The organism is Streptomyces sp. NPDC000345 (assembly GCF_042898825.1).
Classification (GTDB): domain Bacteria; phylum Actinomycetota; class Actinomycetes; order Streptomycetales; family Streptomycetaceae; genus Streptomyces.
Genome location: NZ_JBIAZE010000007.1, coordinates 208,964 through 233,593, shown reverse-complemented (window position 1 = coordinate 233,593; position 24,630 = coordinate 208,964). Strand labels below are relative to the sequence as shown.

Annotated in this window: 23 protein-coding genes; 9 read left to right on the top strand and 14 right to left on the bottom strand. The window is 71.2% G+C overall.

Annotation, left to right across the window (positions count from 1 at the left end):
- Positions 1-8: 8 nt before the first annotated feature.
- Positions 9-656, bottom strand: coding sequence for a hypothetical protein (locus ACFY30_RS19040; RefSeq protein ID WP_390846320.1), 648 nt, complete (start codon positions 654-656; stop codon positions 9-11).
- Between the two features lie 186 nt (positions 657-842).
- Positions 843-1,535 (bottom strand): hypothetical protein, encoded by a 693-nt coding sequence (locus ACFY30_RS19035; protein WP_390846319.1) that lies wholly within the window; start codon positions 1,533-1,535, stop codon positions 843-845.
- 348 nt (positions 1,536-1,883) lie between these two features.
- Here ACFY30_RS19035 and ACFY30_RS19030 point away from each other — a divergent pair, with 348 nt between their 5' ends.
- Both ACFY30_RS19030 and ACFY30_RS19025 read left to right on the top strand, forming a co-directional pair.
- Positions 1,884-2,666 (top strand): MEDS domain-containing protein, encoded by a 783-nt coding sequence (locus tag ACFY30_RS19030; RefSeq protein ID WP_390846318.1) that lies wholly within the window; start codon positions 1,884-1,886, stop codon positions 2,664-2,666.
- A complete protein-coding gene (locus tag ACFY30_RS19025) occupies positions 2,663-3,616 on the top strand; it encodes an anti-sigma factor RsbA family regulatory protein (protein WP_390846317.1) in 954 nt (317 codons plus the stop codon). The genes ACFY30_RS19030 and ACFY30_RS19025 overlap by 4 nt, the downstream gene beginning before the upstream one ends.
- 267 nt (positions 3,617-3,883) lie before the next feature.
- On the opposite strand, the gene ACFY30_RS19020 is transcribed toward ACFY30_RS19025, so the two are convergent.
- On the bottom strand, positions 3,884-4,525 hold the full coding sequence (locus ACFY30_RS19020; protein WP_390846316.1) for a maleylpyruvate isomerase family mycothiol-dependent enzyme: 642 nt from the start codon (positions 4,523-4,525) through the stop codon (positions 3,884-3,886).
- A gap of 70 nt (positions 4,526-4,595) precedes the next feature.
- Here ACFY30_RS19020 and ACFY30_RS19015 point away from each other — a divergent pair, with 70 nt between their 5' ends.
- Positions 4,596-5,039, top strand: coding sequence for a MarR family winged helix-turn-helix transcriptional regulator (locus ACFY30_RS19015; RefSeq protein WP_390846315.1), 444 nt, complete (start codon positions 4,596-4,598; stop codon positions 5,037-5,039).
- Between the two features lie 184 nt (positions 5,040-5,223).
- Complete coding sequence (locus ACFY30_RS19010) at positions 5,224-5,409, top strand: hypothetical protein (RefSeq protein WP_390846314.1); 186 nt, start codon at positions 5,224-5,226, stop codon at positions 5,407-5,409.
- Between the two features lie 36 nt (positions 5,410-5,445).
- On the opposite strand, the gene ACFY30_RS19005 is transcribed toward ACFY30_RS19010, so the two are convergent.
- A complete protein-coding gene (locus ACFY30_RS19005) occupies positions 5,446-6,606 on the bottom strand; it encodes an alkane 1-monooxygenase (protein ID WP_390846313.1) in 1,161 nt (386 codons plus the stop codon).
- Positions 6,607-6,796: 190 nt separating this feature from the next.
- Between ACFY30_RS19005 and ACFY30_RS19000 the strand changes: the two genes are divergently transcribed.
- Both ACFY30_RS19000 and ACFY30_RS18995 read left to right on the top strand, forming a co-directional pair.
- A complete protein-coding gene (locus ACFY30_RS19000) occupies positions 6,797-7,516 on the top strand; it encodes a TetR family transcriptional regulator (RefSeq protein ID WP_390846312.1) in 720 nt (239 codons plus the stop codon).
- 81 nt (positions 7,517-7,597) lie between these two features.
- Positions 7,598-8,833, top strand: a complete 1,236-nt coding sequence (locus tag ACFY30_RS18995; protein WP_390846311.1) for an ATP-binding protein — start codon at positions 7,598-7,600, stop codon at positions 8,831-8,833.
- 554 nt (positions 8,834-9,387) lie between these two features.
- On the opposite strand, the gene ACFY30_RS18990 is transcribed toward ACFY30_RS18995, so the two are convergent.
- The 3 genes from ACFY30_RS18990 to ACFY30_RS18980 all read right to left on the bottom strand — a co-directional run bounded on the left by ACFY30_RS18990 (position 9,388) and on the right by ACFY30_RS18980 (position 11,746).
- Complete coding sequence (locus tag ACFY30_RS18990; protein WP_390846310.1) at positions 9,388-9,759, bottom strand: hypothetical protein; 372 nt, start codon at positions 9,757-9,759, stop codon at positions 9,388-9,390.
- Positions 9,760-9,908: 149 nt separating this feature from the next.
- The gene (locus ACFY30_RS18985; RefSeq protein ID WP_390846309.1) at positions 9,909-10,946 is read right to left on the bottom strand and encodes a HEAT repeat domain-containing protein; all 1,038 of its coding nucleotides are present in this window, start codon (positions 10,944-10,946) and stop codon (positions 9,909-9,911) included.
- Positions 10,940-11,746, bottom strand: coding sequence for a HEAT repeat domain-containing protein (locus ACFY30_RS18980; RefSeq protein ID WP_390846308.1), 807 nt, complete (start codon positions 11,744-11,746; stop codon positions 10,940-10,942). The genes ACFY30_RS18985 and ACFY30_RS18980 overlap by 7 nt, the downstream gene beginning before the upstream one ends.
- A gap of 198 nt (positions 11,747-11,944) precedes the next feature.
- Here ACFY30_RS18980 and ACFY30_RS18975 point away from each other — a divergent pair, with 198 nt between their 5' ends.
- Positions 11,945-12,268 carry an antibiotic biosynthesis monooxygenase gene (locus ACFY30_RS18975; protein ID WP_390846307.1) on the top strand — a complete coding sequence of 108 codons (324 nt, stop codon included), beginning with the start codon at positions 11,945-11,947 and terminating at the stop codon, positions 12,266-12,268.
- Positions 12,269-12,559: 291 nt separating this feature from the next.
- Positions 12,560-12,763 carry a cold-shock protein gene (locus tag ACFY30_RS18970; protein WP_390846306.1) on the top strand — a complete coding sequence of 68 codons (204 nt, stop codon included), beginning with the start codon at positions 12,560-12,562 and terminating at the stop codon, positions 12,761-12,763.
- Positions 12,764-13,026: 263 nt separating this feature from the next.
- Here the strand turns inward: ACFY30_RS18970 and ACFY30_RS18965 are convergent, their stop codons facing one another.
- From ACFY30_RS18965 to mmsA, 4 genes are all read right to left on the bottom strand, one after another.
- Positions 13,027-13,404 (bottom strand): hypothetical protein, encoded by a 378-nt coding sequence (locus ACFY30_RS18965; RefSeq protein ID WP_390846305.1) that lies wholly within the window; start codon positions 13,402-13,404, stop codon positions 13,027-13,029.
- 692 nt (positions 13,405-14,096) lie between these two features.
- Positions 14,097-15,206, bottom strand: a complete 1,110-nt coding sequence (locus tag ACFY30_RS18960) for a substrate-binding domain-containing protein (protein WP_390846304.1) — start codon at positions 15,204-15,206, stop codon at positions 14,097-14,099.
- 245 nt (positions 15,207-15,451) lie between these two features.
- Positions 15,452-16,750, bottom strand: coding sequence for a multiple monosaccharide ABC transporter permease (gene mmsB, locus ACFY30_RS18955; RefSeq protein ID WP_390846303.1), 1,299 nt, complete (start codon positions 16,748-16,750; stop codon positions 15,452-15,454).
- Entirely contained in the window at positions 16,747-18,297 is a 1,551-nt protein-coding gene (gene mmsA, locus ACFY30_RS18950; RefSeq protein WP_390846302.1) for a multiple monosaccharide ABC transporter ATP-binding protein, read from the bottom strand. Before mmsA ends, mmsB begins: the two co-directional genes overlap by 4 nt.
- A 215-nt stretch (positions 18,298-18,512) precedes the next feature.
- Between mmsA and ACFY30_RS18945 the strand changes: the two genes are divergently transcribed.
- Complete coding sequence (locus tag ACFY30_RS18945; RefSeq protein WP_390846301.1) at positions 18,513-19,781, top strand: ROK family transcriptional regulator; 1,269 nt, start codon at positions 18,513-18,515, stop codon at positions 19,779-19,781.
- Positions 19,782-19,878: 97 nt separating this feature from the next.
- Here the strand turns inward: ACFY30_RS18945 and ACFY30_RS18940 are convergent, their stop codons facing one another.
- The 3 genes from ACFY30_RS18940 to ACFY30_RS18930 are packed head-to-tail and all read right to left on the bottom strand — an operon-like array spanning position 19,879 to position 24,559.
- The gene (locus ACFY30_RS18940; protein WP_390846300.1) at positions 19,879-22,638 is read right to left on the bottom strand and encodes a multicopper oxidase domain-containing protein; all 2,760 of its coding nucleotides are present in this window, start codon (positions 22,636-22,638) and stop codon (positions 19,879-19,881) included.
- On the bottom strand, positions 22,635-23,822 hold the full coding sequence (locus tag ACFY30_RS18935; protein ID WP_390846299.1) for a hypothetical protein: 1,188 nt from the start codon (positions 23,820-23,822) through the stop codon (positions 22,635-22,637). Before ACFY30_RS18935 ends, ACFY30_RS18940 begins: the two co-directional genes overlap by 4 nt.
- Positions 23,819-24,559 (bottom strand): helix-turn-helix transcriptional regulator, encoded by a 741-nt coding sequence (locus ACFY30_RS18930; RefSeq protein ID WP_390846298.1) that lies wholly within the window; start codon positions 24,557-24,559, stop codon positions 23,819-23,821. The genes ACFY30_RS18935 and ACFY30_RS18930 overlap by 4 nt, the downstream gene beginning before the upstream one ends.
- Positions 24,560-24,630: the final 71 nt, after the last annotated feature.

Here is a 24,630-nt window from a genome sequence, read left to right as displayed (position 1 = left end):
GGTGCTGTCTACGCGAGCTGTTGAGGCGGCTGCTGGCTGACCCGGAACGGCTTGCCGTCGTCGTCCACGATCACGGTGTACGTCTCGCCCTGGCTGACCACCTCGAGCTCCAGGTGCCAGTCGACGCACTGGCTGCCGGTGTAGGCCATGACCTGGAAGATCTCGGGTTCCGTCGGTGTCACCACGTACGGGAAGTCGGGCGAGCCCTGAGGGACGAGCCGGGGCTCGTCGGTGTCGAGGTCCGCGAGGAACTTCCGGCACGGCAACGGCGCCTGTTGCGGACCCGGCGCGAGATCCAGCGCCGGTCGTCGACCGTCCACGACAACCCTGAGCCGTCGTAGCACAACGGCATGCGGTACGAGTCCTTCGGCGCTCATGTGGACGTAACCGCACTGCACCTGGCCTCCCGTCCCGCCCTGCCGTCGCAGGGTGAGCTCCTGGTGGGTGAAGTCCGTTCGGACGGCGATCGGAGCCGCATCGCCCAGGATCAGCTTCTGCCCCTTGCCGATCCCCGACGTGATGAGTCCCTGCACTGTTCCGGCGATCGCCGCGGTCAGCCCGGCCGCGACGGCCGCCCAGCCCAGGGCGGACAGTTCCCGCACCCAGAACAGCGACCCGACGACACCCGCGCCGAGGCACAGCAGGCCGAGACGCAAAGCAAGTGGTGTGCGACGACGACCAGTTGACCGCGAGATCCGCTCAGGCAGCACATCGGCTACTGTGACACGCGACGAAGCCGGTGCGCAGCACCACGGACCGCGAGCATCGAGGGTCTCGCGTCGGCACCCGGCATTCCGGCCCCGGGCGGATCGCACTCCCGCCGGGGCCGGTCCACGAGTGGATCAGGGGCACTCCTCCCCGAACTTGACCGCGCCGAACTCGACGGGCTGCCCTTCCAGCTTCGTCCCGGCTCTCGGAGTCTGGTGGCAGACCTGCCAGTTGGACTCGACGAGGATGAACCGGTCGTCGCCGGACGCGTCGGTGACGGTGATCGACGTGCTGGAGTCGAGTGCGTGGCGAGCGGCCTTCACACTCTTGCCCCCGAAGTTCGGCATCGTCCCGGCCGCGGCGCTGGGCTCCGCCTGGTCCTTGGCAGGGCAGCTCTCCTTCAGCTTCACCGTCCCGAAGTCGAGCTCCGTGTCCGTGGAGACCTTCGCGCCGGCGGCGGGCTTCTGGGAGCAGACCTTCCAGTCGCGGTCGAGGATCTGCATGCGGGCGCGGCCGAGAGCGTCGTGCGAGGTGAGGCTGCGGAAGCCCTGCTCCTGTGCGGCGTCCTGGGCGGCCTGGAGGCCCATGCCGACGAAGTCGGGGACGGCCTTGGCCTCGGTGTCCTTCGCGTCGCCGCTGTCGGTGTTGCCGCCGGCCGTCGCTGTGGTGGTGGCCGACGGGCTGGTGCCCGCCGCGCTTTTGCCGCCGTCGCCGCCGTCGCCGCCGTCGCCGCCGTCGCCGCCGTCGCCGCCGTCGACGGCGTTGCCGATGACGCCGAGCACGATGACTCCGCATGCGATGCCGCCGATGAGTTTCCAGTTGGCCATGGATGCCCCCCAGTTGGTGCAGGTGGTGATGCTGGGTGAGCGTAGGGGCCGCAGGGTGAGCGTGTGCCGTGAGTGATGGGGCCGTGACCCGAACAGGCGGATGCGGACATATGTGCGCCTGCGTTTTCGGGCCTGAGGGGTCGGCCGAAGAGGCCGGCGGCCGGTTCGGGACCGTTGCGGCGCCGTGCCCGTGCCCGTGCCCGTGCCCGTGGCCGTGGGGCCATGGCCACGCCTGCGCCTGCGCCTGCGTTCCACGCCAGGATCACGCCATCGGGACCGGTGTTGTGCCCTTGGAGGCGGGGGCGTGCTTGTCGTTAAGGTGGGCATGCGAGAGGAGGGGAGGAAGCGGTGAGAGCTACACGCACGTTGGCGACACTTGACGAGGTCGGCTGTGGTGACCACGTCTGTCAGCTGCTGGATCCTGCGGACGACGTCATGGATCGCAGCCGCGCCTTCGTCGCGGACGGAGCTCTCTTCGGCGACAAGGTGGTGATCGTCTCTCCGCTCCCGCAGGCCACGAGTGATCTCGCCTCCATGGTGCTCGATCCCGTCCGGCTGCAGGAATCCCTGCTTGCCGCGGTACGGCGCGAGGCCGCCAGCGCCGAGCGTGAGGGATACCGCTCGCTGCGCGTGCTCCACCACGTGACCTCCGACGGTTCCGCCGAGGGGCCGGAAGGGTTGCTGCGCTGCGAGCTGGACCTGGAGGAGTTCGCCGCGGACAGCGGGGCTCTGGTGGTGTGCGCCTACCAAGGTGGCGACTGGGACGCTTCTACACTGGAGAACGCCAGGTGTGTGCACCCTCACCACCTGGGCAGCCGTCCGGCGTCACCTTCGTTCCAGGTGTACCGGACGGGAAAGGACGGCTGGACGGTGAATGGGGTCATCGACGCCGACGGCGCCTCCGCCTTCGGCGCCATCCTGGGCACGCTGCTGCGGCAGACGGCGACCGTGCGTCTGCTGTGCCACGGCCTGGACTTCCTCGACGCCGCCGGGATGAGCGCCCTCGCCGGCGCGGCCGGACGTCTGCACGACCGCAAGGTGGTGCTGGAAGGGACGAACGAGACCGTACGCCTGGCCTGGGAGCTCTCCGGCTACGCAGACCCCTCCGTTGCGGTGGTGATGGCACCATGACCACCTCCCGCTCCACTCCGGTACCGTCCGGCGACGGGTACCGGCACGAGCTGTACCCCTACCGCGGCCGGGACGAGTTCCTCGAAGGCACCGTCGGCTTCATCCGCGAAGCCCTCGACGGCGGCGAGGCCGTCGTCGTCGCCGTCCCCGAGGACAAGGCCTTTCTGCTGCGCGCCGAGATCCCGGACGACGGGGCGGTGAGATACGTCGACACCACGAGCGTCGCGCACCACCCGGGCCGGCTCATCGGCGCCTGGCAGGAATGGATCAAGGAGCATGCCGAGCAGGGGCGCCCCGTGCGCGGGATCGGCGAGTCACCGTGGAACGAGGTCCGCTGCCGCGCCGAGCAGGAAGAGCTGCGCTATCACGAGTGGCTGCTCAACAAGGCCTTCGCCGCCGGCCCGGCCTGGTGGCTGCTGTGTCCTTACGACACCGACGGGGAGTCGGCTGCGCTGGAGCAGATGGCCCGCTGCCACCCCGAGATCCGGGCGGACGGCCGTACCGCGTCCTCCACGGACTTCGACCCACAGGCCCCGTTCGACTTCGCCCCGCTGAGCCACCCCTGCGACCCGTACGACGAGTTCGCCTACGCAGGCGGTGACCTGCCGGCACTGCGGGAGAAGATCGCCGCCTGCGCCGAGCTGCACGGGCTGGGCGGCCGACGGCTGCGCGAGCTCCACCTGGCCGCCACGGAAGTGGCCGCCAACAGCATCCGTCACGGTGGCGGCCAGGGTGTCCTGCGGACGTGGAGCCAGAATCAGCGTCTGGTGTGCGAGTTCCGCGACGCCGGCTACATCGCGGACCCTCTCGTGGGTCGGTCCCGGCCCGACAGCACGCAGGTCGGAGGGCGGGGCCTGTGGCTGGCGCACCAGCTGTGCGATCTCGTCGAGATCCGTTCCCTGCCCGACGAGGGGACCACGATCCGCCTGCACACCGAGCTGCCCGGCTGAGCGGTCGGAAGACGCTCGCCGGTGGGTCTTGCCCGAGCGCGACAGGCCCCGCCTCCGGCAGCCGCCCGAAACCGAGTGCTGCTGGAACCGGACGCCTATCGGAAGCGAGCACCTACCGAGCGCGGCAGGCCGACGGCAGCCCCGCCCCACGTCTGTTCATGCTCGACGCCGAGGCGCTGCGCCCGGCGGAAGGCAGCCGGCAGCGCCGCTCGGGCCGGCCGATCACCCGCCCGGCGGCCGCACGGGACCGCGTGGCCGCCCGTCGGCTCAGCGGTACGTGTGCGAGGACCTGAGCCGGCCGACGCCGTCGCCGCGCAGAGTGTCCAGGCCGGCGGGGCGCCCGGTCGCGAGCAGCAGCAGAGCCAGGGCGGGCCCGGCGATCTCCGGTCCGGCGCCCGCGGCCCAGTCGGTGTCGGTCGCCCGGAGGGTGAAGCCGGCCAGGCGGCGCCGGGCGTGGAAAGGCCAGCCCATGGCCCAGACCCGCCGCAGTGCTTCGCGGCTGTGGTCCGCCGGGACGGCGAGCCGTCGGGCCAGCGGGAGGGCGATGTCCTGGCCGTGGACGATCGTGTCGAAGAGCGCGTCGCGGGTGTCCAGCACCTTCGCCGTCCGCCGGGAGTCGGCGTGGCCGCGGATCGCGGCGACCAGGTCCGCGGGATCGCGGGCGCCCTGCCGGCGGGCCAGCAGGGTGTTGACCCGGTCGGGGCTGAACCGCGCGCGCGGCGCGACCGCGACCATGTCCCACGTGGTGACGGTGGGGATCAGGGCGAGATGTCCCGCGACGTCCCGCACGCGCCAGCCCCGGCACAGCGACTCCTGCTCCCATTCGCTCGGGGTGAGTTCTTCCAGCAGGTCGGCGACGCGCAGACGGGCCGCGCGGACAGCGGTCCAATAAGGGGCCGGGTCGTCCATGACACCCTCCAATGGTCCGAAGCTCGGACCATATTAGTACGAAATTCGGACCTTCTGCAATGATGACGGCATGACCGACGACCACGCCGACGAGCTCAACCTGGGACTCCTGATGTTCATCCCGTACCGCTTCATGGAGTCGGCCGTGATGGCCGCCCTGAAGGCCGCCGGGCACGACATCTCGCTCACCCAGGCACGGGTCTTCCAGCGGATCGGCCCGAACGGCTCCCGGCTGGCCGAGCTGGCCGAAGCGTCCCAGGTCAGCAAGCAGACCCTCGGGTCGATCGTCGACCAGCTCGAACGGGCCGGCTACGTCCGACGCGTGCCCGACCCGCGCGACGCCCGAGCCCGACTGGTCACCCTCACCGCCCGGGGTCACGCCCTCGTCGAACTGAGCCTGCCCGTCGTACGCGACGTCCAGAGGCAATGGACGGACCACCTGGGCCCCAGGCGTACCCGGCAGCTGCGGCAGGCACTGGAAGCGCTGCGGGAGATCACCGACCCGTACCGCTGACCCGGACCGGACCCGGGTGGCGCACGAGGCAGCCGCCCGGAGCGGCTTCGCCCGCCCTGATGACCCGCCGAATGCCGACGTGGTCTTTTCCATGTCGCCGCGACGTGTGAAGCTGCTTGATCGAACGGAGCACCCGCGGCTCGTACGAAGGCGCCGCACCGTAGTTGGCAGGAGGACGAACCGCATGACGACCGCGACGCACCACTACGGTCTGACCTGGACCGACCGGGACGGCGTGCCGCAGGCCTCCGCCGGCGCATACGCCAAGCCCGCCGCCAAGCGCCGCCGCAAGGCGCTGAAGGAGACCGGCTGCACCCGGGTGGAGATCGTGCCGGTGAAGCCCGGCGAACTCCCCGAACTCCCCGCGTGAGGCCCGTTTCCGCGCGCCGGGAGGACCGCGCGAGCCTCAGGCGGCCGTGGACGTTCCCGCCCGCCGCGTCGCGGCCGAGGGGCGGACGTGTGCCCGGGACAGGTCTCCGCCGTAGTGCCGGCTCAGCCGGGGGTCCATGACGCGCCGCCACAGCGGGGGGAACCAGGCGACGACGATCATCGTCGCGTAGCCGGAGGGCAGCTGCGGCGCCTCGTCGAAGTGCCGGAGTGTCTGGTAGCGCCGCAAGGGGTTGGCATGGTGGTCGGAATGCCGCTGCAGCTGGAAGAGGAACAGGTTGCTGACCGTGTTGTTGCTGTTCCAGCTGTGGCGCGGTGACACGCGTTCGTAGCGGCCGTCGGCACGGCGCCGGCGCAGCAGTCCGTAGTGCTCGAGGTAGTTCACCGTCTCCAGCAGACAGAACCCGACCACCGCCTCCGCGAGCAGGTACGGCAGCACGGCTGCCCCGAACGCCAGGACCAGCGTGACGAACAGGAGGGCGGTCAGCGCCCAGGACGTCAGGATCTGGTTGTGCCGGCTCCAGGTGTGCCGGCCCCGCCGCCGCAGGCGGCGGCTCTCCAGCTGCCAGGCGGACCGCAGGCTGCCGGCGACCGCGCGGGGCAGGAAGGCCCAGAAGCTCTCGCCCATCCTCGAGCTGGCCGGGTCCTCGGGCGTGGCCACGCGTATGTGGTGGCCGTGGTTGTGTTCGACGTAGAAGTGGCCGTAGCCGCTCTGCGCCAGTGCGATCCGGCTCAGCCGCCGTTCCAGCTGTTCACGTTTGTGCCCCAGTTCGTGCGCGGTGTTGATGGCCACGCCGGCCACCACACCGGTCGTCACGGCGAGGCCGAGGCCGTCGGCGACCGACAGTGTTCCGCCGGCCCACCGTTCACCGGCCCACACGAGGGCGCCGTACTGCAGCGGAAGGTAGAGGTAGGTGCACCAGCGGTAGTAGCGGTCGGCTTCCAGGTGCTTCATGACCGCCTCGGGAGGGTTCTCGCCGTCCTTTCCCGTGACGTGGTCCAGCAGCGGCAGCAGGATGAACGCGAAGAGGGCTCCCCACCACCAGAACACGCCTCTCCCGGTCAGGGCCACCAGCCCGCCCGCCTGGAACGGCAGCGTCGGCACCGTGAGGGCCAGAGGCCACAGGTATCGCTTCGGATCACGCCATGGCCGACCGTCGTCTGCGCGTCGAGCTGTCACGAGACCTCCTTCGCAGGGTGTGGTGCGCCGGCGCCGCCCGCCCGGGACCTGCGGAAGCACACCTGGGAAGTCATGAGCGTGGCAGCGCTTCGCGGTGCTGACAAATGGGGTGCGGTGTAAACGTTCTGATGGGCCATCAGTAACCTTGAGGCTCTGGGCAGGGGCCGGGCCGCGCTGTCACACTGCCTGGATGAACGCGGCCCCCGTCTCCGGCGAACGCCCGGAGCCCCCACGCGTCGCCTGGCGCAGCCACATGCGTGAGCGTGTCCTTGACGAGGCCTGGGCGCTCGCGGCCCAGGAGGGCTGGGACAAGGTGAGGGTCGCGGACCTCGCGGAGCGGGCCGAGGTCTCCCGTCCGTCGATCTACAAGCTGTTCGGTGACCGGGCCGGAATCGGCCGGGCCCTGGTCCAGCGGGAGACCGAGCGCTTCCTGCTCGACCTGGCCGCCGTGCTCGACACCCACCGGTGCGACCTGCCCACCGCGCTGCGCCGGGGAGTGGCCCACGCCTTGGACGAGGGCGCCCGCCATCCGTTCATCGGCGCTGTGCTCACGGCCGCGCGCGGCGGTACCGACGCGCTGCTTCCGTTCCTGACGAGCCGACCGGACCCCGTGTTCTCGTCGGCCCGCGGTCTGCTGGCCGCCTGGCTGGCCGAGACCGCCCCGGACCTCACCCAGGACCGACGCGACGAAGCGGCGGACGTCGTCGTCAGACTCACCCTCAGTCACATGCTGCTGCCTGCCGCGGAAACCGACGACATCCCCGAACGAGTGACGCGCACGGCGTGCGCCGTACTCGGCGTCCCTGTGCCCGCACCCAGCGCCGGCGGCGGCAGCCGGCAGGCCGGTTCCGGCCGGGCGGGCGTCGCCCTCCGGCACGTCCTGCGCGGACCGGACCGGCCCGTCGGGTGATCCACGGGCCGACCCGGTAGCCGAGGCCGTCGCCCTGGGAATGATCTTTCGACATCCACCAGGCAGGAAGGGCCGACCGTCGTGGCCACAGAATCGTTCCCGGTGACCGTCGACGAGCCCGAACGCCTGCGTGTCCTCGAGCGGTACGGCATCCTGACGGCACCGGCCCCGCCGGACCTCGCCTCGATCGTCGAACTCGCCGCCTTCACCTGCCAGGTCCCCCACGCGGTGATCAACATCATCTCCGCAGAGCACGCCAACCTGATCGCGGCCATCGGCTTCGAACCGTCGCAATGCGCCCGCAGCGACTCCATGTGCGCGGTGACCATCGTCGAGCCGGAGCCGGTCTTCGTTCCGGACGCCAGGAGGGATGCCCGCTTCGCGGACAACCCCTACGTCAGCGGTGTCCTCGACGACATCCGCTTCTACGCCGCCTCCCAGCTGCGCACCCCCGAGGGGCCGGTCCTCGGCACCCTCTGCGTCTTCGACACCCAGGTCCGCCGACTCACCGCCCCGCAGCGCGACGCGCTGGACAAGCTGGCCCGGATGGTGGTGGACGTCCTCGACCTGCACCGTCACCAGACGCTGCTCCATCAGGCACTGCAGGCCGCAGACGAGGCACGCTCGGAACTCGAACGCTCCAACCGCGCCCTGCAGCAGTTCGCCGGACAGGTCAGCCACGACCTGAGAAACCCGCTGACCGGCATCCTCGGCCACGCCGACAACCTCATCGACATCCCGGCGATCGCGGCCGACCCCGACGCCTCCTTCTGCGCCCGACGGGTCATCCGCTCCGCGAACCGCATGCGCGTCGTGATCGAGGACGTGCTCGCCCTGGCCGGCGCGGGCGGACGGCTCCATCTGGCGTGCGTCGACCTCAACACCCTCGTCCTCGCCGTCGTCGAGGACCTCAGCACCCCCATCAAGGCCTGTGGTGCCCACGTCACGGTCGCGAACCTGCCCACCCTGGTCGCCGACGCGACCCAACTGCGCGTGCTTCTGCAGAACCTCGTCGGCAACGCCCTCAAGTTCCGTCGCGCCGACCGGCCCTGCCGGATCAGCGTGACCGGTACGGCGCAACGGCACGGATGGGACGTGGCGGTCGTCGACAACGGCCGCGGCATCCCACCGCAGGACCGGCAGCGCGTGATGGAGATGTTCGCCCGTCTGCACCTGGACGTGGAGGGCTCCGGCATCGGACTGGCCACCTGCCAGCGGATCGCCGCGGCCCACGGCGGCACCCTGCGCCTCGAGGAGACCCCCGGCGGCGGAACCACCGCCGTCCTCAGCCTGCCCGCCGGCACCACACCGAAGTGACACGTGCTCCTCACCGAGGACTCGACGCGTGATCGACGGGCGGCCCTCCCGCTCACGCGGTCGGGCCTCCGAACATGACACCGGTGAGGGTCTGCTTGACGTGCCCGGGCCGGCTCTCGCCGTAGGTGCGGAACCCGCCGGCGGGAGGCCGCCCAAGGCCGCGAGGAAGTCCACGGAGAGGTTCCTGGCGCCCATCTCCCCACGGCCCAGCCAGCAGTTGATGAGGTCGTGCGCCTGCGTCACCTCGTCGAGGCTCACGCCCACGGCGTCCGCGCAGACCTCCGCGGCCGGACGCCCGTCGAACTCCAGGACGGTCCGGGACCCGGCGTGCGCATGCGTGGTCCGCAGGACCTCGGCGGTCGGGACGAACGAGCATGTCTTGACCACCCGGAACGGGACAGCGGTCCGGCACACCAGGAGCGCCCCCCGGTGATGGCTGACCGCGCGGCCCACGGCGATCCAGGTGTTCCGGAAGGCGAAGTCGGCCCGGTCGGCGCACCGGATCGCGGTCCGGACGGCGAACGTTCCGCCCGGGTCCGGGGCGGACAGGCCGGTCAGGACCTCGTCGAGGGTCCGGGTGGGGTGACCTCGGCGCCGTGGGCCGCGCCCGGCAGCACCCGCACGTCCGCGGAGATGCCGGCGCAGGCCGCGTCGCTGTCCCCCGCGGTGACGTTCCAGAGGAGCTGGGGCAGGTTCCGGCTGTCGACCGTGTGGCGGCCCGCACGGACCGGGGTCAGGCCGACGACGCGGTTGAGCTCGCTGACGGCGTTCATGACCTCGGCGGCGGTGGAGCCGAGGTGGTAGGTACGGTCACGGCGTGCCGCCCAGGCCGCCCGGTGCCGCATGACCCGAGTGCCGGACGGGCCCGGGGTGCTCGTCAGGCCGGGCCCGAAGTCGCCGGCGTTCAGGGTGCTGTCGAGTACCACCCGGTCGGTACGGTTCGGGAACAGCGCGCACCTGTGGTGTGCGCGTACCGCCGTCCAGTTGTGCCCGTGGCACCGTCTGCCTCCCGGGCGAGCCTCTCGTGAAGCGCTCCTTGCGAGGCCATGGCTGATGCCTCGCTCAGATCACGCTTTCAGGAATGCTCGTCAGCCTGGTCGTCGAGGGACCGCTCTTCGAGAAGTCCGACAAGGGCCGAGGCGACGAGGGCGACAGCGCCGTCGTCGTCGTGGGCCAGTTGGCGCAGGACCTCCTGCGCGGTGGTTCCCGCGAGCTCGACCAGCGCCTGGGCAAGGCGGATCCGCGTCGCGGAGTCCGCGGTGGGCGCGGCCAGTTCGTCGACCAGAGCGGTCGTGATCCGGTCCGTGCACCCGGGGTCCAGGGACAGCATGCCCAGAACCTCCGCCGCGTCCACGTCGTCGGAGCCCTCCACCACCATGCTGACGAGTGTGGGCACGGCCGCGGCCACGCCCTGCCTGCCCAGAGCCAGAGCAGCGCGCCTGCGCACCGTCGTGTCCGGGTCCCCGAGGGCGTCCGCGAGCACCGCGGTAGCACCCGGAGCCTCAGGCATCTCGGCGATCGCCAGCACCGCGCGCCGCCGGACGTCGGCGTCCTGCGAGTGCATGCCGGCACGCAGCGTCGCCACGCCGTCGCCGCCCGATCGGGCGAGCGCCCAGCGCAGGGCGCCCGCGACGTGCGGGTCGGACTCGGTCAGGGCCGCCCGGGCCAGCAGTTCGGCGGGTACCGGCACGTCCTCCGGCCGGGCCAGGACGGCCTGCTGTCTGTGCGCGGCGCTGGTCGAGTTGAGTTCCCGTATGAGTGCGACGATGCGCAGCACTCCCTGCCAGTCGGTGGGCGCCGACGCGTCGATCGCACGGAGCCGCTCGAGCAGCTCCTGTTCTCGCGCCAGGCGGTCCTCCGTCCGCCGGATGAGGTCGCTGACCAGGTCGGGCGGCGTGAAGGCCGGGTCCTCCAGCGCGCGCCCGATCTGCCTGAGCGAGAGCCCGAGGGACCGCAGGCTCTCCACGTGGAAGATCCTGCGGACATCCTCGGCAGAGTACTCGCGGTAGCCACCGACAGTGCGGCCCGTGGGCCGCACCAGCCCCAGGGCGTCATAGTGCCGGAGCATCCGGGCGCTCACCCCGGAGCGGCGGGCCACATCGCCGATCAGCAAGTCGCGCCCTCCGAAGCCTCCGCAGCCTTCGCGGCCTCCATCGGCCCGGTCCTCTCGGCGGGTTCGGCGGGTTCGGCGGGTTCGGCGGTCTCCGAGGTCTCGGTGCCCGTCGACGCAGCCGCGGCAGCAGCAAGCCGTTCCGGGCCGAGTGCGACCACGCGCTTCGCCTCGTCGAGAGCCGCGTCGAAACCGGTCTCCGGGTTCTGCCGGAGCAGCTCGGTGGCACGGGCGTGCGCGGCCACCGCCGGGTCGGCACTTTCCGCGGCCCTCTCCAGGACGGACTTGGTCACGTCACCGAGGTCGGCCAGGGCCCGGCTCAGACTCAGCTGCACATTTCGGTCGCCACGACCGAGCTGCAGAACCAGTTCGTCGGCCAGGTCCTTCCCCTCGCCCTCGGGCACGAGGACGACCGCGACGCGCCACGCGGTCCGCGCGACCTCGTCGTCGGCGTCCCGCAGCATGTCGCGGGTGACCCAGGCCCACGTGCTCTTGTCGCCGATCTTGGAGAGTGTGTGCAGCGCCTGACTGCGGGCCTGGGGACGCTCGGAGCCGAGCTCCTGGCGGATCCGAGGCAGGGTGATCTCCGGCGGGAGACGGGTCAGCGCCCAGGACAGCATGTCTCGTACGAAGAAGTCCGGCTCGACCGCGCACCGCTCGACGAGCGTCTCCAGGAACACGGGGTCGGGGTTCGAGCCGACCGTGAGGGCCGTCTGAAGCCGGACCGACGAGTCCTCGGCGCCCAGGGCGTTGGTCACACAGGTGTTCTGCGGGGTCAGGTCGGTCGTGTTGATCGGGACCACCTCCTGCGCCCAAGTGAAGACCTTGTCACCGTGTCAAGGTCAAGTTCGGGACCGGTGCATCGGGAAGATCCGCTGGTCACGGGATCCTCTCGGGCCGCCGGCTTGAGGCGGAGACCGGCAGACGGAAGCTGACACGTCGAGAGGAGGAGCAGGGCTGCGTGATGGGGCGGGCCGCGCGGCGCGCACTACACTCCGCGCATGATCTGTCGTCTGTGGCGTGGCTGGACCACGAGGGAGAACGCCGACGCGTACGAGCACATCGTCCGGGGTGAGGTGATCCCCGGGATCGAGGCACGGCGTATCCCGGGGTTCGAGTCGATCGACCTGATGCGGCGCGAGCGGGAGGACGACGTCGAGTTCACGACCCTGATGTGGTTCGACGACCTGGCCTCGGTCGAGGCGTTCATGGGAGAGGACTACGAGAAGGCCCATGTGCCGGCTGCCGCCAGGGCCGTGCTCTCCGACTTCGACGAACGGTCGGCCCACTTCGAGGTGCTCGACCGCCGCCGGCAGTCGCACTGAGCGCGGCGGGCGCGGAGGGCGCGGAGGGACGCGGCGCAGGCCGGTCCACGCTCCGGCACAGGGTGGTGGCGGCGACGGCCAGGAGGACACCGTCACGGTGCGCGAGTCCTCCCAACGGCCGTTACTCGCTGGTGCAGGCCCGTCCCGCCGTGTAGCGTCGCTGTCAGCTGTCGTGGTTCGCCGTACCAGCCCGCGCTCTGTCGCGGGCGTTTTGCTGTGCAGTGCCGGGCCAGGGCGATCACCTCCAGGGCCGCGCGGTGCGGTTCCTGACATCGACCGAGAGGCACCAGCATGGCCAGCGGAATCGTCAAGTGGTTCAACGCCGAGAAGGGCTTCGGCTTCATCGCCCAGGACGGCGGCGGACCGGACGTCTTCGCGCACTACTCCAACATCAACGCCACCGGCTTCCGTGAGCTGCAGGAAGGCCAGGCGGTCACCTTCGACGTCACCCAGGGCCAGAAGGGCCCGCAGGCGGAGAACATCACGCCCGCCTGACCTGCCTGACCAGGTCCGGGACAGGGTCTGTGCAGGGACTCCTGCCGGTCGCCGCCTCGTCGTGTGTGACGCGGCGACCGCAGGACGTGCCGCCGCGCGGCGGTCCCTCGCAGACCCGCCCGTCGTCGGACCGCGCGCGGGACGTCGGACGAGCGCGGAAGTGCCGTCATGCACGTGGGCGGTCGTGTCGTGACTCCGGCGCCGAGGGCGGGCATGACGGTGCACGAGCTCGCCCACGAGGGTGGCGACCTGCTCGCCCTCGGTCAGGAACCGTCGTGACCGTAAGCGGGCTCGATGACGCGCAGGTCGGCAGCCGTGGCGATGCCCGCCACCGGCTCCGCCCGCTGGGACGGTGGACAGAGACGGTCGGGACCGACCCCGACCCCGGCCATGAGCGTTCGGGCGGTCACCCGTCTCAGGGTGGCCCGCACCCCACCGCGGCCGCGGCCGATGTCGTGGCTGTTCATGGCCTCGGACAGCACGACGTAACTGCCCGCGTCGATACGGTGCACCCACTCGGCCGCGTGATGGCCGAGGCAGGACTCGACGTGGTAGCGGCCGCCGGTTCCAGGGGTCCTCCGTCCCCCGGGGTGAACGGCCGAAGCGGACCTGGAGTTCAGGCTCGCTGCGGTACGTGACACGGGCGATCCGCTGGGCCAGGCGGAGTCCGGCGTGCGGAATTCGGCCGGTGTCGTGGTCATGGCCGCCGCGGCGGTACGGGTCGGAGCGGATGGCGCACAGCTGGACGTCGGCCCAGGCGATCCGCTCGGCGCTCGCCGCAGCCGTCGTGGCGAGCAGCAGGAGCGCGTCCATCCGTTCGGGACGCGGCACCGCCCATTCCAGGGCTCGCATTCCGCCCTTCGAACCGCCGATCACCAGGGCCCACCGGTCGATGCCCAGCGCCTCGGCCAAGCCGGCCTCGGCCGCGACCTGGTGACGCTGTGTCGGGACGGGAAGTCGCCGCCCCAGCACTGTCCGGACGGGCCCGAGAGGGACAGCCCGATACTGCACTGACAGCCACCGAGCACGTTCGGCGCCACGACGACCCAGCGGTCGGTGTCGAGTTGCCGCCCCGGGCCGACGAGGCCGCCCCACCAGCCGGACCGGCGGGGGCGGGGTGACCGGGTCCGGCGGGGCGGGCCACATGGCTGTCACCGGTGAGAGCGTGCCGCACCGGCATCGCGTCGGACCGGTCCGGTGCGAGCCGCCCCCAGGCCTCGTTCGGGCGGTCGGTCCGGAGGGGCAGGTCCGTCGTGCCGTACCCACCTGTGTGCGCATGCCGTCGGCCCGCCCCGGAGAGCCTGACGGGGCGGGCCGACGGCGGTGGCCGGTGCTACTTGGTGAGCGGGGACAGCTTGGGGTCGTTGGCGTAGGCCTCGGCCGCGTTCTCCTTCGTCACGATCACGGGCGGCAGGAGGTAGGAGGGCACGACCTTGACACCGTTGTCGTACGACTTGGTGTCGTTGATGGCCGGCTTGTCGCCCTTCTGCAGGGACTTGACCATGTTGACGGTCTCCGCGACGAGCTTGCGGGTGTCCTTGTTGATCGTCGAGTACTGTTCACCGGCCATGATCGACTTGACCGACTCCACCTCGGAGTCCTGACCGGTGACGACCGGGACCGGCTTGCCGGCCCCCTTCACCGAGGTGAGGATGGCGCGGGCGAGGGTGTCGTTCGGGGACAGGACGCCGTCGAGCGTCTTTTTGCCGCCGTAGGCCGAGGTCAGCAGGGAGTCCATGCGCTGCTGGGCGTTCTCGGCCTTCCAGCCCTGGGTCGCGGTCTGCTTGATGTCGGTCTGCCCCGAGCCGACAACGATGTCGCCCTTGTCGATCAAGGGCTTGAGGACCTCCATCGCGCCGTCGAAGAACACCTTGGAGTTGTTGTCGTCCGGCGAGCCGGAGAACAGCTCGATCGTCCAGGGACCCTTCGGCTTCTTCGCCTTCATACCGTCGACCAGGGCCTGGCCCTGGAGTTGGCCGACCTTGAAGTTGTCGAAGGCGATGTAGTAGTCGACGTCCGGGGTGTTGGTGATGAGCCGGTCGTAGGCGATGACGGTGGCGCCCTCCTCCTTCGCCTGCTTCACCTGGGTGGCGAGCTGCGAGGCATCGGTCGCGCCGATGACGATGACCTTCGCGCCCTTGGTGACCATGGACGAGATCTGCGCCTGCTGGTCGGCGACCGTGGTCGAGGCACCCGCGTACTGGACGTCCGCCTTGAAGCCCGCGTCCTCGAGGCCGTCGGTGAACAGGTCACCGGCGAGCACCCAGTTCTCCGAGGTCTTGGCGGGCAGGGCGACGCCGATCAGGGAATCCTTCGAGAAGCCCTTGCCGTCGGCGCTGTCGCTGCCGGCTGAGCCCTCGCGTTCGTTGGAGCAGGCCGTGCCCAGGGTGAGCAGGGCGGCGGCGCCGACGGCGGCGATGCTTCTGATGACGAGTCTGCGCATGGTGGAGTGGAACCCTTCGTGCGTGCTGGTTGGCGGAGTGTGGTGTGCCGTCGAGCGCGGCTGAGGCGGTGCGGTTCGACCGCCGGACCGTGTGCCGGTGCCGGGTCGTGCTGGTCGGCGGGGTGGGACCGGACACCCGGCCGTCAGGGGGCCGGGTGTCCGGCCGTCGGGGGGTGAGGGAAGTGTTCGGGGCGACCGGTCGGTGAGCGGAGCGTTTGTCGTCGCCCGGTGAGCGGAGTCTGCGGTCAGCCCGCGACCTTGGCCTTGCCGGCGTCGGCGGCCGCGGCCGCGGGTGGAGCCATGCCCGCCGGGTCGTCCCGCCTGAAGGGGCGGGTCAGCGTTCCGATGATCGAGAAGCGTCCCTGGCTCTTGTTGTAGACGTCGAAGGCGACGGCGAGCAGAAGGACCAGGCCCTTGATGATCTGGACCATGTCCGAGCCGACTCCCTCCAGTTGGAGGCCGTTGTTGAGCAGGGCCATGACCAGGCCGCCGACGATCGAGCCGCTGACGGTGCCCAGACCGCCGGAGACGGCCGCCCCGCCGATGAACACGGCCGCGATGGCGTCCAGTTCCCAGCTCAGTCCGTCCTGCGGGCCGGAGGCCGAGGACCGGGCGACGAAGATCATGCCGGCGAGAGCGGCCAGCACCGACATGTTCGTCATCACGAGGAAGTTGACCCGCTTGAGCTTCACACCGGACAGTTCGGCCGCGCGGGCGTTGCCACCGACGGCGTAGATGTGCCGGCCGCCGACGGTGTTGCGGGTGTAGTGCGAGTACGCGAGGACCAGGACGATCAGGATGATGCCGGAGATCGGCAGGCTGGTGCCGATCCGGCCGCCGGCGAACCGGAGCGTCGCGAAGACGATGACGCCGGCCATGACGGCCAGACGGATGCCCGTGATCCACAGCGGCGCGAGGTCCGCCTGCATTTCGCGGCGGGTCTGCCGCGCCTTCCACTCGCGCCACACCACGCCCGCGCAGGCGGCCGCCCCGAGCAGCAGCGTCAGGTTGTTGTACCCGGTGTCCGGTCCGACCTCGGGCAGGAAGCCCGCGCCGATCTTGCGGAAGCCCTCGGGCACCGGGACCGTGTCGGCGTTGCCGATGTACTGGTTGCCGCCGCGGAACAGCAGCATCCCGGCGAGGGTCACGATGAAGGCCGGTACGCCGATGTAGGCGACCCAGAAACCCTGCCAGGCGCCGATCGCCGCGCCGACGAGCAGGCCGAGCAGGATGCCGACGGGCCACGGAAGGTCGTACTCCTGCATGGCCTTGGCGACGACGATGCCGGTGAACGCGGCGACGGAACCGACCGACAGGTCGATGTGCCCGGCGACGATCACCATCAGCATCCCGATGGCCAGGATCAGGATGTACGAGTACTGGCTGACGACGGCGATGAGGTTGCCGGAGGTCAGTGTCAGACCGTCGGTCCAGATCTGGAACAGCAGGACGATGGCCACCAGGGTGGAGATCATCCCGAACTGGCGGGCGTTGGAGGTCGTGCCCCCGAAGAGGTTCTTCTGCAGGTCAGTCATACGGCTCATGGAGTCGGGCTTTTCTTGGTAGCGGTCATCTGCTTCATCAGGACTTCCGGATCGGCGTCCGCGCGTGCCACGTCGCCGGTGACGGCGCCCTCGAACACCGTGTAGATGCGGTCGCACAGGCCGATCAGCTCGGGCAGCTCGGAGGAGATGACGATCACCCCTTTGCCCTGGGCGACGAGCCGCTGGACGATCCCGTAGATCTCGAACTTGGCCCCCACGTCGATGCCGCGGGTCGGCTCGTCGAGGATCAGCAGGTCGGGGTCGGTGAACATCCACTTCGCCAGGACGACCTTCTGCTGGTTGCCGCCGGAGAGCTTGACGACCCCCTCGTCGACGCCGGGCGTCTTGATGCGCAGGCTCCGGCGGTACTCCTCGGCGACGCGATGCTCGCGCACCGGATCGATGACGCGGCGCCGGGCGATCTTCGACAGCTTGGCCGCCACCATCGAGGTCTTGACGTCGTCCAGCAGGTTGAGCCCGATCGACTTGCGGTCCTCGCTGACGTAGGCCAGGCCGTGCCGGATGGCGTCGGAGACGGTCTTCAGCCGGATCTCCTCGCCGTCCTTGAAGACCTGCCCCGACAGCCAGGTGCCGTAAGAGCGGCCGAACAGGCTCATCGCGAGTTCGGTGCGGCCCGCGCCCATGAGCCCCGCGAAGCCGACGATCTCCCCGCGGCGGACGTGGAACGACGAGCCCTTGCACACCATCCGCTCGTCCGAAGTCGGGTGCCGCACCGTCCAGTCGCGTACCTCGAAGAAGACCTCGCCGATGTCGGGCGTGCGGTCGGGGAAGCGGCTGTCGAGCTCGCGGCCGACCATGCCGCGCACGATGCGGTCCTCGTTGACGCCGTCTGCCTTCACGTCGAGGCTCTCGATGGTGCGGCCGTCGCGCAGGATGGTGATCGTGTCGGCGACCGCCTCGATCTCGTTCAGCTTGTGCGAGATCATGATCGAGGTGATGCCCCGCTCGCGGAAGCCGCGCAGCAGGTCGAGCAGATGCCGGGAGTCGGCCTCGTTGAGGGCGGCGGTGGGCTCGTCGAGGATCAGCAGTTTGACGTCCTTCGCGAACGCCTTGGCGATCTCGACGAGTTGCTGCTTGCCGACACCGATGTCCTTGATGAGCGTGTCGGGGTCCTCGCGCAGTCCGACCTGCTCCATCAGTTCCAGGGCCCGGCGCTGGGCCGTCTTCCAGTCGATGGCGCCGCGGCGGCGCGGTTCGTTGCCGAGGAAGAGGTTCTCGGTGATCGACATGCCGGGCACCAGGGCCAGTTCCTGGTGGATGATCACGATGCCGGCCTGTTCGCTGGCCCGGATGTCACCGAAGCGGACCTGCTCGCCCCGGTAGACGATGTCACCGGTGTAGCTGCCGTGCGGGTGCACCCCGCTGAGCACCTTCATGAGCGTGGACTTGCCGGCGCCGTTCTCGCCGCAGATCGCGTGGATCTCACCTTCCCGCACGACGAGACTGACGTCGGCGAGCGCGGTGACGCCGGGGAAGGTCTTGGTGATCGACCGCATCTCCAGCAGGTTCGGGGCGGTGGGCGTCATGAGCGGCGCTCCCCACCGCCGGGAACGCGCGGAGGCGTCCCCGAGTCTTCGGGCCTGCGGCATTGCATGGACATCAACTTGCCTCCGATGGCACTGCCCTGTGCCGTCGTGTCCGAGATTTCGTCTGCGGGACCGGACACTAAATCCATTTGTTTTACTAAGTCAATGGGCCGCGAGAGATAGGTTTGGCGTGGGGTAACGAGAGAGGACCGTGCGTGCGGCAGGCAGGAACGAACCTTCCCAAGGTCGGGCGATACAACCGGGCCGTCGTCCTGGACCAGATCCAGCTCGCCGACGGCATCAGCCGGGTCGAGATCGCCGAGCACACCGGCCTCACGCCGCAGACGGTGTCGGGCATCGTGCGCCGGCTGCTCGACGAGGGCATCGTGCGGGAGGACGGCGCGAGCAGGGTGTCCAGCGGCGGCAAGCCCCGCACCACCCTGCGCATCAACGCCGACGCGGGCAGCGCGGTCGGTCTGCACTTCGACCCCGTGGAGCTCAGCTGCGCCGTGGTCGACCTGCTCGGCCGGCCGCTCGTCGTCAAGAAGCGCCCCACCCATCCCGGCGACGACCCCGCCCAGGTCGTCAAGGCCATGGCGGAGCTCGTCGCCGACGTGCTGACCGAGACGGGCGTCGACCGCGCCAAGGTCCTCGGGCTGGGGCTCGCCACGCCCGGCCCCATCGACCCCGAGCAGGGCGCGATCGTCGGCGCGCCCCAGCTGGCCCGCTGGACGCGGGTGCCCGTGCAGCACATGCTGAGCGAGGCGACCGGCCTGCCGGTGACCCTCGACAACGACGCCACCGCCGCCGCCGTCGGCGAGCGCTGGTCCGGCGCGGGCCGGGGTGTCGCCGACTTCGCGTACTTCTTCTTCGGCACCGGCGTCGGCGGCGGCCTCATCCTCAACCACCAGGTGTACCGGGGCGGTTCACTCAACGCGGGCGAGTTCGGGCACTCCTCGGTGCTGCCCGACGGGCCGGAGTGCTACTGCGGAAACCGGGGCTGTCTGGAGGGGCTCGTCAACCCGACGGCCATCGTCGCCGAGGCGCACCGCAGGCTCGCCGCCGGACCGCACCCGGACAGTGCGCTGGCCGCGATGTTCGCCCGGGATCCCCAAGCCGTCGACCACGCCGCCATCGGGACGGCCGCGGCGGCCGGCGACCCGCTCGCCGCGGCCGTCATCGACGAGGCCGCGGAGCACGTCGCCTCGGTCGCGGTCGACATCGTCAACTTCATCGACGTGGACCTGATCGTCCTGGGAGGGCACGGCATCCAGCACGTCGAGTCGCGGTACGTCGAGGTCGTCGCCGCCGCGCTGGCGAGTCGCCCGCTCTCCCGTCATGTGCGGGTCGTCGACGTCGAGGCCTCCTGGCTCGGCACGGACGCGGCGGTCGTGGGCAGCGCGGCCCTCGTCCTGCACGCCACGTACTCCCCGCAGCTGTCGGCACTGCTGGGCACGGGCGTCGTTCCCGGCGGAAGACGCTGACCGGGCCCGGCGGCCGGCTGCGGCCGCCACCGGTCACGGGGACGAAGGACGCCTCAAGTGTGCCGTGACCGGTCCAACTCCGGTGCAGGAATGTCGTTCACCGCTCACCCACCCGGACGACACCGTGCGCGCCGCGTTCCGCGTCGCTCATGACGTGTGTGACGAAGGGATAGTCGCCGGCCTCCGGGAAGGACAGCTCGACGAATCCGCCCGACGCGGGCGCGAGATCGAGGACCTGCGCGCCCCCGCTCTGCGAGTCTCCCGGTCTCAGTTCGTAGGCGCCCTCGCGGAACACCGTGTCGAACTGGCCGCCCACGACGTGGAAGGCGCTGGACTGGTTCGGCCCGGCCGCCAGCACCCAGATCCGCACGCGCTCACCGGCCTTGGCGGTCAGCGGGTCGTGATCGTACTGGCTGGCATAGCCGTTGAAGGCGACCATGTCGTAGTCCTTGGCGTTCACCTTGGCGGCGTCGGCCGTACCGCCCTGCTTGCCGAGGTAGAACTCCGACTGGACCAGCACGTATTCACGGTCCACCGGGGACAGGCCGGGCGGGTCGATGATCACCGCGCCGAACATGCCGTTGGCGATGTGCAGGGACATCGGCATGGTCGAGCAGTGGTACATCCACACACCGCTACGGGTGGCGGTGAACCGGTACGTCAGGGACTCGCCGGGCCCGATCGTGCGCATCGGCCCGTCCGGCGCGAGGGAGCCGGCGTGGAAGTCGACGGAGTGGCCGATCGATCCGTCGTTGACGAGGGTGATCTCGAAGGTGTCACCGACGCGTCCGCGCAGCACGGGTCCGGGGGCCGTTCCGTCGAAGGTCCACAGCTTCTGCCGTACACCGGGAGCGACGTCCCTCGTCACCTCCTTCACGGTGATCGTCCGCTTGTGCACCTGGGGCTCGGTCTCATCGGTGGCGGAGGGGAGTCGGGCGTCGCGGGCCGTCACGCCGGCGGCCGGTTCGGCCATCGGGTCGAACGCGCTCGCGGCGGTGTCGTCCGTGGCTGAGGACGTGCCGCCGGCGCCGCTGTGGTCATGGGTGTCCCCGCCGCTGCCCGTGCCGGAGTCGCCGGGGTCCGACGCGGACCCGGAGGCGCCGGTGACGTGCACGGTGAAGACCATCCCCATCTGCCGGTGCCCGACCATGGAGCACCAGCCCTCCAGGTCCCGGCCGACGACGCCCGCGTCCAGCGTGCCCTTCTCGCCCGGACTGAGCCGGCCGGTGCGGGCGCCGGTCTCCAGCACGAGGTCGTGGGTGTCGGTGCCGGTGTTGCGCAGGGTGATCACCAGGCGGTTTCCGGCAGGCACGTCGACGGAGGACGGTGAGAAGCGCATGCCGCGGACCGTCACCGCGATCCGGGTGGTGCGGCCGGTCGGCGTCACCGCGTCCCCGTCGGCGCCCGAGGCGGCGGACCGCTCAAGGATGGGCAGCGACCTCACGTCCGCCGCCCCGCCGCCCGCGACGGCCAGCATCATGACCGCGAGCCCGAGGGCAACGCCACCGAGCACCCGGAACGGCCGCGCCGGGGCCTCGGCCGGAGCCGGGACAGGTTCTCCCCCCGCCGCCACGGCAGCGCCCTGCCCGGCCCCGCGACGCTCGCGCAACCCCCGTACGACCGTCATCGTGAGCAGCACCAGGAAGAACAGCAGCATGACCAGCAGCAGCCCGGAGCACGCCACCCGCACCATCGACGGCACCGGCAGCACGCACAGCAGCAGCGCGGCGTTGGTGACGGTCAGCCGGGCCGGCCACGCCCGTTCGAGGCCGGCGGTGGCGGCGCGTACGGCAGCGGGGCCGCCGCCCAGGACCACCGGGACGAGGAAGCTCAGCGCACCGAGCAGTACTTGGGCGATCCAGCCGGCGGCGAGCGGCGCGGTCAGCAGTGAGGTGCGCTCTCCCACCGTGATCCAGGAGCTTGTGGAGAGGAGGACGCAGGCCAGGACGGTCAGCGACCCGGCGAGCCATCCGCATCCCGCGGCCACCGACCACGCGGCATAGGAACGCGGCGCCTTGACCCGGGCCTCGCGCAGCCAGGGCCGACCCGCGACGACCAGTCCGGCGGCGTAGACGAGCATGCCGGGGGCGGCCAGGGGCGGCGGGCCGAGCAGGGTGCCGGCGACGGCGGCACCGAGGCCGGCGAGCAGGACGGGAAGGGCGGCCCTTCCCGCTCGTTCCGCGCCGTCCACCACCCGCGTGCGCAGCATCGTCGGCCACAGGGTGATGAGCGTTCCGGCGACGGTGAGGCCGACCCAGCCGAGCAGGTTGACCGTCTCATGGGCGAGACGCAGCCGTTCGGGCAGATCACCGGCGAGACCACCGCGAGCCATGACGACCCCGAGCGCGGCACCCACGGGCAGCAGCGCGGAGGCGGCCACGTAGTAGCGCACCGTCATGGAGAACCGGCCCGGCAGCGCCCGGCGCATCAGCCGCAGCAGCCAGACGGCGTGCGCCGTGACCGCCGCGGCGACCAGGCACCCGCCGGCCAGGACGACGTACCACCGCTCGAAGAGCATGCCGCCGATCACCCCGACGGCACCGGCGTTCAGGCAGACCAGGCGCAGGGCGGCCGGGGCACCGCGGTTCGCCTCGGGCAGCCGCAGGACGGAGGCGGCGAAGTGGCCGGACCAGATGACGATCGCGGTGGTCACGGCGCCGAGCAGCAGCACATGGACGAGCAGCCAGAAGGCGTGCGGCAGGAAGTGGTGAGCCGTGCCGACCGCGGCGAAGAGGGCGAGCCAGACGACCACGATCGCGTTCACGCCGAGGTGCCAGGAAGTGCGCGACGAGCGGCCGGGAGGCTGGGGCTTCGGGGCGGACCCGCTCGACGCGGAGGGGGACAGGTTCGTGGTCACCGGATGGTCCTCGGGCTTCCGGAGGGTGATGACGCGGGGGTGGAGACGGAGGCTGAGGCCGTCGCTGACGCGCGCCGTGCGGCTGTGACGGAGGCGGTGGCCGCCGAGATGACGAACAGCAGCACGGCGGCGATGTTGAGCACGCCGCCGAGCTGCCAGGCGCCTCGGACGTCCCGCAGGTCACCGACGACCACGCGCAGCGCCAGCGACAGATGCAGCAGCCAGGCCGCCGCGGCGAGCGCCGGACGGTAGGGAAGGGGATGGCGCAGTACGGCGGGCAGGATCACCGGGGCGTGCGCCATGATCATCGACATCACGAAGCCCAGGAACACCGCGTGCACCACCGCGTCGTACCCCGTCCCCTCGGTGACCGGCCCGGTGAGCAGCCAGAGGGCGCCGGCCACACCCAGCCAGGTGTATCCGGCGAGCAGGCATGCGGCGGTGAATCGGGGCAGGCCCGTGGAGCGCAGCAGCCGCCGGGCGACGTCGTGCACGACGAGCCAGGCGACCAGGGCGAGCAGCGCGGCACCGAGCAGTACGCTGCCGGTCGCGGGCCACAGCAGGGTGGTGACCACTCCGGCGGTGACCGCGGCGACGCAGCCCAGGAACGTCTGTTCAGCCGAGGGCGCCAGGACGGCGACCCGGGCGAGTTCCAGCCGCTCGCCCGCGATGGTCAGCACGAGGAACGCCACCAGCCAGGGCAGGATGCGCGGTACGTCGGTCCCGCCCAGCCACAGCAGCACCGCGCCCAGCGCCGACACGGCGCCCGCCGCCTGAGCGATCAGGGCGGCGCTCGGCTGCCGGCGCCAGAAACCTACGTACAGGGCGACCAGGAACGCGCATCCGGCGACGAGCAGCAGCCGGGGGACGACCAGGTCCACCGGGCCGAGCAGCAACAAGCCGCCGGCGCCGAGGCAGCCGGGAGCCAGGTACGCCCAGGGGCGGCCGAGGGCGACGGCGCGTTCCAGGGCGACCAGCGTGCCGGCGAAGCCGAGCACCATCAGCACGCCGTGCACCTGCGGCAGCCGGTCGGCAGTGACCGGAGCCGGGAGGCCGAGCAGGCCGAGGGCGGCGTCGAGCCCGGCCAGCAGGCACAGCCCGGCGGCGAGCAGCAGGGGCGCGCGGCGGGCCCCCACCCGCCGAGCGGCCGTTCTGCCGGGGGCGGAGCCGGTCGCCGGGGTCACCGGTGCGCCTCGGGTGTGCCGGCCGGGGCCGGGGGCTCGTCGGCGTCCTCGCCGCCGCTTCGCTCGGTCATGCCCAAGTGCAGTCGGCAGGCGTCCGGTTCGGCGAAGGGCAGCAGCTCGACATCCTGCGGTGCCGCGCCCAGAGCGGTGAGTGCGGCCCGGGCCAGGCCCTCGTGAACACCGCAGACGACGCCGGGATGTTCGCGTGCAGTCTCGACGAACGGACAGTAGGGCAAACGGACTTGGCGTGCTTGCGCGTCGGCCTCCGGGGCGAAGCCGATCTCGTCGAGGAGGTCCAGCAGCCGGGTCCGCGCCTCCTGGGGATCCGTCGTGGGCGTCTGCCCGGCGGTGAGGACGCGCCCCCAGTGCTCACCTGCGGCGAGGGCGTCCCGGCGTGGGTCGGTGCTGGAGCGGGCGATCTGCGCGGCGAGGACGGCGGCGAGCCCGGCGTACTCGCGTGCGGGTGACTCCTGCGGCGGGCGGGCCCGGTAGCGGAAGGCGGGGCGGCCGCGTCCGGAGGGGTTGGACCGTTCACGGACGGCGAGGCCGTCGTCGACCAGGGCGTCCAGATGTTCGCGGACGGTGTTGACGTGCAGCGCGCACACCTGGGCGAGTCCGCTCGCGGTGACGGGAGCGGACCGGCCACGCAGGTACTGCAGGACACCGCGGCGCTGCCGGGACAGCGGTACGCGGTTCGTTCCGCTGCCGGGAAGCGGTCCGTTATTTTCCACGGTCATGTCCGTACTATATTGCAGTCATCGGCCCGGACCGAACGGGGACGGGCTGCCGGCTGCTGGAAGGACGCCTC

Coding starts and splice junctions, on each gene's coding strand:
- ACFY30_RS19025 (WP_390846317.1), top strand. CDS start 2,663: ATGACCACCTCCCGCTCCACTCCGGTACCGTCCGGCGACGGGTACCGG.
- mmsB (WP_390846303.1), bottom strand. CDS start 16,750: ATGAGCCGTATGACTGACCTGCAGAAGAACCTCTTCGGGGGCACGACC.
- ACFY30_RS18930 (WP_390846298.1), bottom strand. CDS start 24,559: ATGACCGTGGAAAATAACGGACCGCTTCCCGGCAGCGGAACGAACCGC.
- ACFY30_RS19010 (WP_390846314.1), top strand. CDS start 5,224: ATGACGACCGCGACGCACCACTACGGTCTGACCTGGACCGACCGGGAC.
- ACFY30_RS19020 (WP_390846316.1), bottom strand. CDS start 4,525: ATGGACGACCCGGCCCCTTATTGGACCGCTGTCCGCGCGGCCCGTCTG.
- ACFY30_RS19000 (WP_390846312.1), top strand. CDS start 6,797: ATGAACGCGGCCCCCGTCTCCGGCGAACGCCCGGAGCCCCCACGCGTC.
- ACFY30_RS18970 (WP_390846306.1), top strand. CDS start 12,560: ATGGCCAGCGGAATCGTCAAGTGGTTCAACGCCGAGAAGGGCTTCGGC.
- ACFY30_RS18960 (WP_390846304.1), bottom strand. CDS start 15,206: ATGCGCAGACTCGTCATCAGAAGCATCGCCGCCGTCGGCGCCGCCGCC.
- ACFY30_RS19035 (WP_390846319.1), bottom strand. CDS start 1,535: ATGGCCAACTGGAAACTCATCGGCGGCATCGCATGCGGAGTCATCGTG.
- mmsA (WP_390846302.1), bottom strand. CDS start 18,297: ATGACGCCCACCGCCCCGAACCTGCTGGAGATGCGGTCGATCACCAAG.
- ACFY30_RS18975 (WP_390846307.1), top strand. CDS start 11,945: ATGATCTGTCGTCTGTGGCGTGGCTGGACCACGAGGGAGAACGCCGAC.
- ACFY30_RS19015 (WP_390846315.1), top strand. CDS start 4,596: ATGACCGACGACCACGCCGACGAGCTCAACCTGGGACTCCTGATGTTC.